Origin of the sequence: Emticicia oligotrophica DSM 17448 (genome assembly GCF_000263195.1) — a bacterium.
Taxonomy (GTDB): Bacteria; Bacteroidota; Bacteroidia; order Cytophagales; family Spirosomataceae; genus Emticicia; species Emticicia oligotrophica.
Genome location: NC_018748.1, coordinates 3,141,041 through 3,155,267 on the forward strand (window position 1 = coordinate 3,141,041; position 14,227 = coordinate 3,155,267).

Here is a 14,227-nt window from a genome sequence, read left to right on the forward strand (position 1 = left end):
TCATTAGAAAGTAATTTTCAGTATAATTTTTTCTGCACCACGCTTGATTTCGGCATCAATCGTTTGGCCTTTTTCAAATTTACCTAGTGCTTTCATGTATTCTTGTACATCATTGGTTGTGTTATCGCCCAATTTTAAGATAACATCACCTGTTTGTAAACCCGCTTTTTCGGCTGGTCTTCCTTTGGTTACGCCATCTACTTTTACACCACCTTTATCAAAAGCATAGTCAGGAATAATACCCATGGTTACTTTAAAACTACTGCGTGCATTGCCAGCATGCGGATTATTAGCTACTTGTATAAAATCAAGTTTGGGTGATTCATCAATTTTCTCAATAATACCTTTAGCTAGTTCTAAAACCTTTAGCTCGCCTTCATAATTGATTAAATTCGCATCATCGCTTGGCTTATGGTATTCTTGGTGAGCACCTGTAAAGAAAAACAATACAGGAAGATTTTTTAAGTAAAACGAAGTATGGTCTGAAGGCCCTACACCCGCAGAATCGACATTGTATTTAACTCCTTGATTTAGTGCTAATTGAGGCATATTTTTACCCCAAAAACTACTTGTACCCCAGCCTCCGATTGTTAAACCTTTGTCATCTCTGTATCTGCCAATCATATCCATATTTATCATACAGTTGACACTCTTTAGGTCAATTGTGGCATTATCTGCATAATATTTTGAGCCAATTAAGCCCAATTCTTCACCCGAAAATCCGATGAATAAGAAATTGTGTTTTTCTTTGATTTTGTTTTTGGCATAAAACTTCGCTAATTCAATCAATCCAGCTGTTCCAGAAGCGTTGTCATCAGCCCCATTATGAATCAAACCTGCCGAATTTGCTTCAAGCGAACTCCCTTGGTCGCCTTTGCCGAGGTGGTCATAGTGGGCTCCAATCACAATGGTTTTATCTGAGCCATTATCTAAAAAGCCAACCACATTAGTAGCTTGTACATAACTTACGTTTGGGGGAAGCCCTTTTTTTGCAGGGAATTCTTGTAAATAGCTCCCTTTATCACCATAAGGTTTCAAACCTATTTTTTTGAATTGTTTTTCTAAGTAAGCGGCTGCTGTTTTGCCTCCCTCGGTGCCAGTTCCTCTTCCTTCTAATTTATCAGAAGCTAAATAAGAAATATGTTTTTTTAAATTATCAACACTTTGAGCATGCACAAGATGTGTACAAACGATACCTAAAACAGCAGCATAGTAAGCTATTCTTTTCATAAGTAGATGTTTTTTCAATTGATGAAGAAAAATTTTCCAATTCGAAGGCTAATATACTCACAAAATTGTTTGTATAGGTAAATACAAAAATCTCTTTTCTATTTAAACTTGTTTTTCTGTAAATTGTGATTTTAAAATCTATCATCAGCAAAATGAAAAAACTAATTTTACCCGTAGCCTGTTTATTTTCACTTACCTTAGGGGCTTTTATTTCTAAAGTAGCTGAGTTACCTCCACTTACTGTTGATGTGGTTAACCAAGCTGAAAAAATCTTAGGAATTGATTTTACTGACGCCGAAGCCGATTCGATGCTCAATGATTTGAACGATAATCGTAAGGATTTTGAGGCCATGAGAAAATTTCCTTTAGATAATAGTGTTTCTCCTGCACTTTATTTCAATCCATTGCCAGTTGGTTTTGAATTTGACAAAAATTATCAACCCTTTAAAGCTTCACAAATTGGTACCGTAAAGCTGCCAGCCAATCGCGATGATTTAGCTTTTTATTCAGTTAGAGAGTTAGGTGAATTATTGCGTACAAAACAAATTTCATCGCTTGAGTTGACAAAATTTTTCTTGGAAAGACTAAAGAAATATGATGCTCAATTGCACTGTGTAGTTTCATTTACTGAAGATTTAGCCTTGAAACAAGCAGCCCAAGCAGATGCAGAAATTAAGTCTGGAAAGTATAGAGGTTTTCTACACGGAATACCTTATGGAGCGAAAGATTTATTGGCGGTGAAGGGCTATAAAACTACTTGGGGTTCTGTACCTTACAAAGACCAAATGATTGATAAAAATGCCACCGTTATTCAGCGTTTAGAAAAAGCGGGTGCGGTATTGTGTGCGAAACTTACGCTTGGTGAATTGGCCATGGGTGATGTTTGGTTTGGTGGTAAAACACTAAATCCTTGGGACTTAAAACGTGGTTCGAGTGGTTCGTCAGCAGGTTCTGCTTCTGCTGTTTCGGCTGGATTATTACCATTTGCTATTGGAAGTGAAACACTTGGTTCGATTGTTTCGCCTTCTACTGAGTGTGGCACAACTGGTTTACGACCTACGTTCGGACGTGTACCTCGCACGGGTGCGATGGCTTTGAGTTGGAGTATGGATAAACTTGGGCCAATTTGTCGAACAGTTGAAGATTGTGCTCTTGTGCAAAATATTATTCAGGGTGTTGATAATCAGGATTTTACTTGTATGAACGCTCCTTTTAATTACGATGGCACAAAAGGTATTAAAGGAATGAAGATTGGGTATGTAAAAAGTGATTTCGAAAGAAAATATCCTAACAAAACTACCGATTCTTTAACCTTAACTATGCTGAAGAAACTTGGTGCCGAATTAGTTCCGATTGAACTGCCTACATTACCTTCAAATGAAATTAGCTTTTTATTAGGTGTTGAAGCTGCCGCAGCATTTGATGAACTTACTCGTTCGGGTAAAGATGATTTGATGGTACGTCAAGGTAAAAATGCTTGGCCAAATGCTTTCCGTTCTGCTCGTTTTGTACCTGCGGTTGAATATTTACAAGCAAACCGCCACCGTACTTTATTAATTCAAGAATTAGATAAAACGCTTAAAGGTCTTGATGTTTACATAACGCCTTCGTTTAGTAAAAACCTAACGATGACAAACCTAACTGGGCATCCATGTGTAGTTTTACCAAATGGTTTTCGCTCAGAAGGCCGTCCTGTAAGTATCACTTTTATGGGTAAACTATTCGGAGAGGCGAAGTTATTACAAGTGGCAAAAGCTTATCAAGATGCCACTGATTTTCATAAGAAAGATCCAAAATTATAAGCGATTATTGGGTTTAAAAAATCAGGCACATCTCTAAGTTGTGCCTGATTTTAACTCTAAAAAAATGGAAGTAATCTATCCGTAATTTCCTTCGGGCAGGTTGCAATTCGATTGTTTGAAGTTTTGACAAAAACTAAAGTAGTTTCGCCCGTATGTAAAAGTGTTTCTTGTTCATCAAATATTTCATAATTAAATATGATTCGCACTTTAGGCATTTCTTTAATAATTACCCGAATCGTTACCAAATCATCGTATTTTGCAGGAGCAATGAAGCGTGATTTATTTTCATAAACGGGCATGATGATTCCTGTTTCTTCCAAATCTCGGTATCGTAAACCCAATGAACGCAGGGCTTCAACACGACCAATTTCATAGAGTTTAGCGTAATTTCCGTAATACATATAACCCATTTGGTCTATATCGGCATAGCGAACTCGGTAATGATAATCGAATGAATACATTTATTTTTATTAAGATTGATACTTTATCAATTGGACTAAATTTTCTTCGTTTCTGATAAGTCGTAAGTTTATGTGTGTAAGGTAAGAATTTAATAATTCAAATAATGATTCAGTACCTAAAATACATTGCTCAAAATACCATGTGAGTGACTCTCCAGCAACTTCTTCACAAATATCAAAATAATCTTGCATCGAATAACCACGTAGCGGGGTTCCATTTTCGGAAGCTCCAAAACGTTGCCACAGGATTCTCATGACATCATCTATCGAGCGACTACCCCCAGAGGTTCGTTGAAGATGTAAATCTAATATTTGTGCAGCAATAGCTCCTTTATGATAAACCGATACTTTTCGGTCAGGAATGCTTTGCGTGTAGCCATCGAGCCATAAATCCCATGAAGATTCAATCAAAGATTGCGACGCACGGTCAGAATGGTCGAAATGACGTTTGTAATAAGTTTCTAATTCTTTCAAATATTGTTTTTCGTCAAATACTCCCGAGCGATAAAGCATTAAATCGCCGTAATAGGTGGTTACACCTTCGGCCACAAAACAAGTTGGAAAATAGTTTTCTTTCGTATAATCGTAGGGGAGAAGCTCTACTGGTCGAAGTTTACAGATATTCCAAGTATGGAAAAGCTCATGTGAAGCCAAACCTAGTAAATCTATGTAAAGCTCGTCGCTCAGTGAACCATTAAAGTCTTGACCGTCAGGGCCTAAAACTTGCATCGTTGAGCTTCGATGTTCAACACCATGATAGTAGGCAATTGGTAAAATCCAAGTAATAAAATGATATTCTTTTTCAGGAAATACACCGAAAAGCTTGATTTGTTCTTCAGTAAATTTCTTGAAATCAGTACTAATTTTCCCTAAATATGCTCTTGATAAATTACCTTCAAACCAAAGATTAAATTTTACTGCATCAACTTCGTAAGTCGCATGTTTCAAATTGGCACTCACAATAAATGGCGAGTCTGCTAAATGATAAAAATCGTTAAAATTAATTTCAGCATTTCCCTTAGTTATTTTTTGAATATTATTGAGGCCCGCAATTACTTGGTTTTCAAGCAGGAAAAGCTCTAATTTACAAGGCTCATTGATAAAACCTTCAGCATAAACGCAAATATTAACTGGATTAACATACAAAATATTTTCATCAACATAGCTACTTCCCGCATTAACAAGATTTGCATAGTAATTATATTTGGCTGTTATCTCTTTTGCTCCGTTTGTTTGCACTTTCCAGCGGTCTTTACTTATTTTTTGTGCAGGTAATAACTTGCCTTCAGCATCAAAAACTTCAAATTTTTGAATGTTTTTAGCAAAATTTTGTAGTTCATATCTACCAGGCCGCCAAGCTGGAAGTTGTAGTTCAAGTGTCTCATTTTCAACGTTTTGTACTTGAAACTCAACATCAATAAAGTGCGACGATTTATTTTTTGAATATATTTTGTAGTTCATATAAGAAATTTTCTGTAAGGATTTTGTCTTTTTAAAAACATTTTGTACTTTTGCACTCCCGAATTAAGAATTCCAAGAACAAAAATAACAAAATATAATGAAACGTACATTCCAACCATCAAATAGAAAGCGTCGTAATAAGCACGGATTCCGTGAGCGTATGGAAACGGCGAATGGAAGACGAGTATTGGCAGCACGTCGTGCAAGAGGCAGAAAAAGATTGACTGTTTCTGACGAGAAAAAGCATAAATAATACAACCGTCAGTAGGTAATCTTTTATCAGTACAGAGCTATTTGATGTAAAAGATATTGAAAGCCGCCTTTTGGTGGCTTTTTTGTTTTATCGAAATGATATTTTTGCAAACGAAAAAGTTTGCCATTCAATGAAGCATACATTTAAGAAAAACGAACGACTTTGTAGTTTAAAAGTCATAGATACGCTTTTTGACAGAAAGAATTCTGCCAATGAGGGCGTTTTTTCTTATCCGATGCGAGTGGTTTTTCAACCCAAAGAATCTACCGATACAGACTCAACTACGCAAGTATTATTTTCGGTACCGAAACGGCAGTTCAAACACGCCGTTGATCGAAATCTTATTCGAAGAAGAATGCGGGAAGCGTATCGTTTGAATAAGTCGATGTTAAATGCTCATTTCAATATTGCTTTTATTTACATTGGAAAAACAATAGAAGAATATAAAGCCATTGAAAAAGGAATGAAAAGTGCACTCAAGAAAATAAATGCTTAGAGTCCGAGGCGTTGCCTAATTTCTGGGATTTTCTCCTCGTAAGATGCTCCAATTGATATTTCATTACCCGCCACCCAAACCGACTGGCGGGTAATTTTTTGCACTTTATTATAGGCGATAATAAACGAACGATGAATTCTAACAAATTGATTACTAGGTAATTGATTGATACAATCACTAATATTTTGTCTGCAAAGTAGTTTTCGATTCGCCAACACATACGCCATATAATTTCCTTCTGCTTCTATATATAGTATATCGTCAAATAAAACTTTTTCTTCCTCGTATCCTGTTTTTATAAAGATAAAGTCCTGTTCAGTGGCTCCGTTTTTAAGTGTTTTTATTTCTAAAGCTTTATTACAAGCTTTGGTAAATCTTACAAGCGAAAAGGGTTTTAAAAGGTAATCAACAGCATCTAGCTCAAAACCATTAACGGCATATTCCGAATAGGCGGTTGTAAAAATAATCATTGGTGATTTTTGCAAAATCCCAACAAATTCAAGACCTGAAATGTCAGGCATTTTTATATCTAAAAATATCAAGTCTATTTTATTTTGTTGCAAATAAGGAATTGCCTCAAAAGCGTCAGTAAACGTAGCTTTTAACTCCAAAAAAGGTACTTTTTGAGCATGAATTTCGATTACTTCTAAGGCTCTTGGTTCGTCGTCTATCGCAATTGCAGAGATATTCATATTTGGTTAATCAAGGGCTTGCCCTTAGTAAATTCCTAAAATTAAAGATACAAAATAATCATTATCTGATACTTGAATATCAAGTGTATGCCGATTGGGATAAATCAATTCAAGACGTTTTTTTACATTTTCAAGACCAATACCATGATTTTTCTGCTCTGTATCTTGTTCATTTTTAGGATGAGTTGAATTATGAACTTTAAAATAAAGTCTTTGTGTATCCTGCGTTAGCGTAATATATATCCAAGATGGCTTTCTAAAACTAATTCCATGTTTGAATGCATTTTCAATGAATGGGTTTAGCAACATTGGTGCAATGAAAATATCTTTTTCGGGTTGCTGAATATTTACTTTTATCTCGATGTTATGATTTTCATCAATTCTCATTCGTTGGATTGCAATATAATTTTCCAAATATTCTACTTCTTTGCTTAGTGGGATTCTTTCTTGATGGTTTTCATTCAGCATAAAACGCATCATATCTCCTAGTTTTTGAATACCATCGCTGGTGCGTTCTGCTTGTTCTTTCAGAGAAATAGAATAAAGAGTATTTAAAGCATTGAATAAAAAATGAGGGTTTATTTGTGAGCGAAGATTATTTAATTCGGCAGTAGTTTGCGAAATCTTTACTTCAAAATTTTGTTTTTCATTGAAAAAAGCCCAACGAAGTCCAGCGGAAGATAATCCAATTATGTTTGGAATTGCATACAACGTTAAGAAAGAATCATAATCACGAACTATAATCATCCAAATGGCCATTAGTACAATGCCGAGTAGAATATAGGCACAAAACCCAAAGAAAGCATATAATGTATTATCTAGTTTGTTGTAGTCGAGTTTGGCATAATATGGAATGATTAACTTAAAAAATAAGTAATGAAAACCAATACTCAACATGATGATGAGTATCGACTGGAAAGTTCCACGGCCATTGATAACCAAATTGGCAATACTTCCTTGAAGCATCCAAAAAATAATTAACGCAAGACTGATACTGAGAATAAAATACCCAAAAAACTGATGTTTAGGTTGTTTAAACTGATTGTATAGTTTTTGGTTATGATAAAAAACTTGTGCTACTGCTTCATACAGCAAAATAACAATGATACCCGCATAAGTATTTGTAATTAAGTGAAGTTTTCGGAATAATGAAAAAACTTTAAATCCAACAATTTCATGGAAAATATCATATCTAAAATCCCAGTAACGCTTCATGTAGCTATAAACAAAAACACTCGCAAAAACCAAAATGGCCGAGGCTACCAAAGAAGTATAAAAGATGTATTTTTGTTTTAATTCTTTATTTCTCCAACGAGGGAAAGCTTCATAATGAAATAGATACCAAGCTAAGAAGAATAAAATAGCAGCGGCGGTGGTTGGAAAAATTGTGTTAAGGACGTGGTCATAAGATGCTAAATTTCTCCATATTATGAATGGTTGCACGCCTAGGTCTTCTACTCTTGTAACATCAGAATCGAAATCAGCGGCAATGTAAAATAAACGCCGAGTGATGTAAACAACAAAAGCGAAAAGGATTACTCCAAATTCAATTTGCCTAAATTTTTTTAAAGATTCGTACATAGCTTTTTCGTAATTTTCAACAAAACTATGCTCAAAATTTACGCAAAATATATAAATGTTATAGAAATACTCGAAAATGTGATGAATTTTTGCATTGCTTTGTTATTCCTTAGCAAGATTAAAATCCAATTTTTCTTCTTTCGGGTTCTTCTGTAATTATTTTTAAGACATTTCCTGCAAAACGACTTTCATATTTTTCCTTCCAATACGCCGCTACGACTTGCCATTTTTCTAATTCGGCTTTCAATTTATCGTTTTCGAGCTGAAGTTTTTCCGAAGAATTTAGTTCTTGACTTTCAACTTTCAAAACAGGAACATCTTCTTTCAATAATTCAATAATATTCACGCCCAATATCTTCGCTATTTCATTGGCTCTTGAAATAGTCAAGTCGGTTTTATTACGTTCGATATCTCCATAAGCGGTGGTTGAAATACCAAGCATATCGGCCATATTTTCTTGTGAATAGCCTTTCTGAAATCTAATTTGTCTGATTCTATCACCTGTATTCATGTATCGTAATTATCTATATATGAGTGCCTTACAAAGTATTTTGAAATTGTAAAAGAAAATTATTTTGGTAAATGTTGCTTTTACCGAGAAAATATCTGAAATTCTGACTACAAATTTCTAAAAGAATTAACATCTTTGTATCGAACAATTCGGCAACTTATAAAGTTCTGAATTGAACTTTGGCAAGAAACGAATCGTTTTATTGATACAATTACTAATAATAGATAACAAGTAAAAATAGCAAAAATATGAATTTTGGAGAAGAATTTCGTAAGTATGCCGTACATCACATGGGCATGAGTGGTCTAGGAATTGACGATTACATTAAGCACAACGTTCAGAATATGACTCCTAATATCATCGAAGAGCGTCCGATGCGTTTTGCTGCCATCGACGTTTTCTCTCGTTTGATTATGGACCGCATCATCTTTTTAGGAACGGGTGTAGATGATTACGTGGCAAACGTGGTTGTGGCTCAATTATTATTTTTAGAGTCGGTTGATGCGAAAAAAGATGTTTTAATGTATATTAATAGCCCTGGTGGTTCGGTTTATGCGGGTTTGGGTATGTATGATACCATGCAATATGTTCGTCCAGATGTTGCTACTATTTGTACTTCATTAGCTGCGTCAATGGGGGCTGTATTATTGGCTGGTGGTGCTGCTGGAAAACGTTCGGCTTTACCACACGCACGTGTAATGATTCACCAACCAAGTGGTGGAGCACAGGGTCAATCACGTGATATGGAGATTACGGTGAAAGAAATTATCAAACTACGTCGTGAATTGTACGAAATTTTAGCAAATCATACAGGAAAAACTCTTGAGCAAATCGAGCAAGACTCTGACCGTGATTATTGGATGAAAGCAGAAGAAGCCAAAACTTATGGTTTAATTGATGAAGTATTGTACCGCGAAAAATAATAGGTAACACAATTCTCTGAATTGTGCATATCGGCCACAATTTGTTATCGTTGATAATAAATTGTGGCACTTTTATTTTTTAGAATTACTTACCTTTTGGAAGGATTTGAACAAAATAAAATTTCGTCCCACGACTTTTAGCCCTAACTTTGCAAAAAACATTCAAAATTTTATGAGTTCTCTTTCAAACGAGGTAATTATTGCCCCTTCAGTTTTAGCCGCAGATTTTGCAAATCTTCAACGTGACTGTGAAATGCTTAATGCGTCGCAGGCAGATTGGTTTCATATTGATATAATGGATGGCGTTTTTGTGCCAAATATCTCTTTCGGAATGCCAGTTTTGGAGGCAATTCAACGCCATGCAAAAAAGCCACTTGATGTTCACTTAATGATTGTTCAACCTGAAAGATATTTAGAAACTTTCAAGAAATTAGGAGCTGAAATCTTAACGGTACATTATGAGGCTTGTCCACATTTACACCGCACAATTCAGCAAATAAAAGATTTAGGTTGTAAGGCTGGTGTTGCACTTAATCCACACACGCCTGTAAATGTTTTGGAAGATATCATTCATGATATTGATATGGTGCTTATTATGTCAGTGAACCCAGGCTTTGGTGGGCAGAAATTTATTGAACATACTTACGAAAAAGTAAGAAAAGTACGCAAAATGTCACCTTCAGTAATGATTGAAATTGATGGGGGCGTTAATTCAAAAAATGCCAAACTTTTGGTAGATGCAGGAGCAAATGCTCTTGTAGCAGGAAGTTTTGTGTTTAGCTCTGAGAATCCGATTCAGACAATTGCAGACTTAAAAAATAACTAATAAATGCAAATACAGCAGCTTATTAGGCAAAATGCCATCTTAATACTCATTGGAATTCTTTTGATGGCATTTGCTTTAAGATTTTATAAAATTGGAGCTCACGGACTGGCAGGCGATGAGAAATATTCTCTCTTCGTGAGCCAGTTTGTTACTTATGAGGGTAATAACCAGCACGATTCAGTCCGAAAGCCTAATAACCCTTATTTCACACCAAAAGAATTTTGGTCAGAGAAATCATTGCCTGATTTTTTTGACTCAATTGCTCGTTTAGATACAGGAAACGGAGCTCTTTATACCTATTCTCTGCATTTCTGGACAAAATTATTTGGTGTTTCAGATACGAGTTTAAGGTTTCCTTCGCTACTATTTAATCTCTTTACGATTATTTTATTGTTTATATTCGTAAAGCAACATTTCCACTCAAAAAACTTAGCACTTTTGGTGGCTTTCTTGGCTGCTATTTCTCCTTTTTACATCAATTATTCGCAAGTGGCACGTAATTATAGCATGAATATGTTTTTTGCGTTGTTGGCTACTCATTTGTTATTACAATTAATCAATGAAGAAGAGAGTGACCAGAAACCCAAGTGGAAGTATTTAGCTTATAGCCTTAGTGTCTTAGCTTGTGAGCTTTGTCATTTAGCAACTTTTCCTTTGTTTATTATTCATGCCATTTTTGTATTAATGTTTTTTCGTAAGAAAAGAGGATATATTGGTTTTATATTGGCAGCTTTTATTTCAGTTGGAGGAGTGGCTTTATGGCTTAAATCAGATGGGGGTAGGTGGTTGATTGATTATGTTTCAAATAGTGTAAAAGTTTATAATCAAATGGCTCTAGAAACACCAGATGATTATTTGAGTTTGGCAAATCCAAAGAATATTCTTAAACAACTTAGATATGTAATTTCAGCGATGTACCTTTCAATTGATGGCTATCCAACAATTTCGGTTTTTCATAAGAAAACATTTATCGCTACGATATTAGCTTCGCTCTTCGTACTTGGTATTTATATTTGGGATTTAAGAAAAGCTAGTAATATTAATGCAATAAAGCTTCCTGTTTTCTTACTCATGCTTTCTTTTATTCCAATCTTTACACTGATTGTATTTGCCTTTCAAGATGGCAATACTTTTAGAATCATGCCAAGATATGTAGCCTATTCTTATAGTTTTTCTTTGGTATTATTGGCTTTACTAATACAAAACCTTTTTAAAAAGGCTAATATTATCAGATTTCCAATTCTCCTTATTTGGGCAATTCAGTTTTTAATGATTTTGAAATTAGTAAACAATGTTTGGAATGATAAAGCCCCTCGATATTTTATGTCATTTCCTGAGCCTCGCAAAGAGAATCCTTACCAAACTTCAGCCAATTTAATTATTAAAAATTATGCTAAAGGCGATACAGTTTTGTACCCTTCGGTATTTGTTGAAAAGAGGGGAGGGCTTGGAATGCCGAGTTATTCAGTGGTTGATGCACAGTTAACGAATTTTTATTTACCTAAAGATTCTGAAATAATTCAGAGGGTAAATCTTAATGAAGAGAACAAAATTTATATTCAAAAACCTGATGGTAGTCAGCAGTTAATATTTGATTTTGAAGGTACCAAATATAGATATTAAGTGAGGTTAAGCACAAAAAAGAGGTGTCGGAATTTCCGACACCTCTTTTTTATTTACCCAATATTTATAATTAAAACTTGTACACACGCTTTGTAAGTTGTTGCGTATCTGTACGAAGGCTAATTGTATAAGTTCCTTCTGAGTAATTATTCAAGTCAAGACGATATTCCGTTTGATTTGGAGATAATAATGTTTTAGAAACAACTCTATTCGTGTTATCAGTGATAATAATCATTCCAGAACCTTTCAATAAGTTTTCCGAAACCGAAACTTTTACACCATCAGATGTTGGATTTGGATAAACTTGGAATACCTCATCTGCTGCAATTTCAATACCTGCAGAAGCCTTAGCAAGGGTAGTGATTTCTAATACATTCGTGTAGTCAGAGTTTCCTTTGATATTAGTAGCTCTTACACGATAAGAGTACTTAGTTTTATCTTTTACTGTTTTATCAACGTAAGTAACTTCATTGCGGGCAGTTGTTCCGATTTTTGTAAATGTTTTACCATCATCAGAGCGTTCTACTTCAAAGCCCGCTTCTTTATTAGAATCATCACCCCATTTTAAGCTTACATCAGCAGCAGTTGCTTTTCCTTTTAAGTCATATGGAGCATTTGGAGTAGCGGTTACTGGCATTTCAAGCTTTACTGTGCTTGAATACTTTGATGCACCATATTGATTTGAGGCACTTATTCTGAAGAAATATGTTACACCTTCTTCAATTGGAAGACTTGTCGCAGTAACAGTGTTTGAGTCAAGGTCTGCTTTAAGCACACCTGTTGCAAAAGTTTCATCTGTTGAGCGTTCAAGTGCAAAGCCCCATTCGTCGTTTGAATTATCTTTCCATGTTACTTTGATAACAGTATTACCTAATGCATCATTAGCCAAGGCCGTAGCTAGTTCAGTTGGAGCATAAGGAGGGCCTAAAGTAGTTGCACTAGCCAGATTAGAATAAGGTGATTGACCTTGGAAATTGGCAGTTAAGATTTTGTACCAATAGGTAGTTTTTGGTGAACAAGTATTATCAGAATAACTATCTTCGTAGTTACCAATAGTAGCAATTCTAATGAAACCATCTGTGGCACTCACCGAAGAACGATAAATTTCTTGTGAAACACGGTTGTTTGTTACACCATCTTGCGTACCTAAATTCCATTTCAAATCAATTTGGGTGGTTGAAATAGTTTTTGCAGTAAGATTGAATGCCGGGTTTGGTGCTACCCTTTTCAGCGTAGTTGCTGGCAAAACATTTGAAGGATCACTATCACCACCAGAGTTGAACGCAATAACTCTAAAGAAATATCTTTGTCCTTCATTTAAGTTTGTTGCAGTAAAGCCAAGTTCGCTATTAGCAGAAACGGTACCTATAGTAAACCAAGAGTTATTATCGCTTGATTGTTGTACATAAAATCCTATCGCATTAGGTGCTCCATTTCTCCAGTACATTTTAATGAAGTTAAGCCCTATAGGATTTACGCTTATCAAACCTAAACTATTCGGAGCAATTGGTCTGTCTGGAGGAGTAATGAAAGATGCTGTCGTTGCTCCTGTTACAGACTGGCCAATAATATTTTTTGAATAGATGCGGTATTGATATTGTGTATTTGGTAATGTTGTATTATCAACATAAGAACGTTGACCTGTACCTGAAACACCAGGCATAGTTGCAATCTGAGTGAATGCACCACCACTACTTGAACGCTCGATGATAAATTCGGTTTCATCTGCTGAATTATCATTGAAGTAAACAGTATTTGTTCTTTGTGAATAAGGAGTGGCAACTATTGCATTAGTTGGTGCAGCTGGTATAGCACCTGTTGAAATTTTTAATAAATTACTCCAACAAGATGGTGTATTGCCAGTAGGAGCTGAATTAGTAGGTTCATTAGCCACTGGAGTACATGACCCTATACTTCTTGCAACATCTGCACGTAAAGCCCTAACCCAAATATAATAGGTTGTGTTGGGCGTTAGTCCGTTAAGTGTTGTAGCTCCAGTAGAGCCACTTCCCGTAACAGCAACAGCGGATGTGACTAAATATGTGGTAGAATCTGTTGAATAAGCAATTTCAAATTCAGTTTCATCAACTGAATTATCTGTCCATGTTAAATTGAGTTTTGTCGCATCACCACCGACTGCAGAACCAGAAAGACCACTAGGGGCAGCTGGAGGTGCGGGTATTGTGACTGTTGTGCGGGCTGCCTTGCCATTTTTATTGATTGATTTTGAACCATTGGAGGCTTCCACCTGCCAAAAAGTTATCATCAACAAAAGTAGAGATAGAAAATAATTTTTTCTCATAGCTGAACGATCAGTTTATGTTATTAATATTGGGAGGGAACTATTGTTTTTTGTAAATATAAAAGA

13 protein-coding genes are annotated in these 14,227 nt (G+C 35.4%); 6 read left to right on the plus strand and 7 right to left on the minus strand.

Features of this window, described 5'->3' with window-relative positions; translation table 11 throughout:
• Window positions 1–3: 3 nt before the first annotated feature.
• Entirely contained in the window at window positions 4–1,230 is a 1,227-nt protein-coding gene (locus EMTOL_RS13085) for a M20/M25/M40 family metallo-hydrolase (RefSeq protein WP_015029772.1), read from the minus strand.
• 152 nt (window positions 1,231–1,382) lie between these two features.
• On the opposite strand from EMTOL_RS13085, the gene EMTOL_RS13090 reads away from it, so the two are divergent.
• On the plus strand, window positions 1,383–3,032 hold the full coding sequence (locus tag EMTOL_RS13090; protein WP_015029773.1) for an amidase: 1,650 nt from the start codon (window positions 1,383–1,385) through the stop codon (window positions 3,030–3,032).
• Between the two features lie 56 nt (window positions 3,033–3,088).
• Here EMTOL_RS13090 and EMTOL_RS13095 read toward each other — a convergent pair whose 3' ends face one another.
• Entirely contained in the window at window positions 3,089–3,493 is a 405-nt protein-coding gene (locus EMTOL_RS13095) for an acyl-CoA thioesterase (RefSeq protein ID WP_015029774.1), read from the minus strand.
• Between the two features lie 9 nt (window positions 3,494–3,502).
• Window positions 3,503–4,954, minus strand: coding sequence for a M61 family metallopeptidase (locus EMTOL_RS13100; RefSeq protein ID WP_015029775.1), 1,452 nt, complete (start codon window positions 4,952–4,954; stop codon window positions 3,503–3,505).
• Window positions 4,955–5,051: 97 nt separating this feature from the next.
• Here EMTOL_RS13100 and rpmH point away from each other — a divergent pair, with 97 nt between their 5' ends.
• On the plus strand, window positions 5,052–5,207 hold the full coding sequence (gene rpmH / locus EMTOL_RS22110) for a 50S ribosomal protein L34 (protein WP_015029776.1): 156 nt from the start codon (window positions 5,052–5,054) through the stop codon (window positions 5,205–5,207).
• Window positions 5,208–5,337: 130 nt separating this feature from the next.
• Window positions 5,338–5,703 (plus strand): ribonuclease P protein component, encoded by a 366-nt coding sequence (gene rnpA, locus EMTOL_RS13105; RefSeq protein ID WP_015029777.1) that lies wholly within the window; start codon window positions 5,338–5,340, stop codon window positions 5,701–5,703.
• On the opposite strand, the gene EMTOL_RS13110 is transcribed toward rnpA, so the two are convergent.
• From EMTOL_RS13110 to EMTOL_RS13120, 3 genes are all read right to left on the minus strand, one after another.
• On the minus strand, window positions 5,700–6,395 hold the full coding sequence (locus EMTOL_RS13110) for a LytR/AlgR family response regulator transcription factor (protein ID WP_015029778.1): 696 nt from the start codon (window positions 6,393–6,395) through the stop codon (window positions 5,700–5,702). The genes rnpA and EMTOL_RS13110 overlap by 4 nt on opposite strands.
• Before the next feature lie 24 nt (window positions 6,396–6,419).
• The gene (locus EMTOL_RS13115) at window positions 6,420–7,976 is read right to left on the minus strand and encodes a sensor histidine kinase (RefSeq protein WP_015029779.1); all 1,557 of its coding nucleotides are present in this window, start codon (window positions 7,974–7,976) and stop codon (window positions 6,420–6,422) included.
• Between the two features lie 118 nt (window positions 7,977–8,094).
• Window positions 8,095–8,487, minus strand: coding sequence for a helix-turn-helix domain-containing protein (locus EMTOL_RS13120; protein ID WP_015029780.1), 393 nt, complete (start codon window positions 8,485–8,487; stop codon window positions 8,095–8,097).
• A 248-nt stretch (window positions 8,488–8,735) separates the two neighbouring features.
• On the opposite strand from EMTOL_RS13120, the gene EMTOL_RS13125 reads away from it, so the two are divergent.
• From EMTOL_RS13125 to EMTOL_RS13135, 3 genes are all read left to right on the plus strand, one after another.
• Window positions 8,736–9,410, plus strand: a complete 675-nt coding sequence (locus EMTOL_RS13125) for a ClpP family protease (RefSeq protein WP_015029781.1) — start codon at window positions 8,736–8,738, stop codon at window positions 9,408–9,410.
• A gap of 172 nt (window positions 9,411–9,582) precedes the next feature.
• Window positions 9,583–10,236: a ribulose-phosphate 3-epimerase gene (gene rpe, locus EMTOL_RS13130; RefSeq protein WP_015029782.1), complete on the plus strand. Its 654-nt coding sequence runs from the start codon at window positions 9,583–9,585 to the stop codon at window positions 10,234–10,236.
• A gap of 3 nt (window positions 10,237–10,239) precedes the next feature.
• Window positions 10,240–11,859, plus strand: coding sequence for a glycosyltransferase family 39 protein (locus tag EMTOL_RS13135; RefSeq protein WP_015029783.1), 1,620 nt, complete (start codon window positions 10,240–10,242; stop codon window positions 11,857–11,859).
• A 70-nt stretch (window positions 11,860–11,929) separates the two neighbouring features.
• On the opposite strand, the gene EMTOL_RS13140 is transcribed toward EMTOL_RS13135, so the two are convergent.
• Window positions 11,930–14,161: a fibronectin type III domain-containing protein gene (locus tag EMTOL_RS13140; RefSeq protein ID WP_015029784.1), complete on the minus strand. Its 2,232-nt coding sequence runs from the start codon at window positions 14,159–14,161 to the stop codon at window positions 11,930–11,932.
• Window positions 14,162–14,227 lie beyond the last annotated feature (66 nt).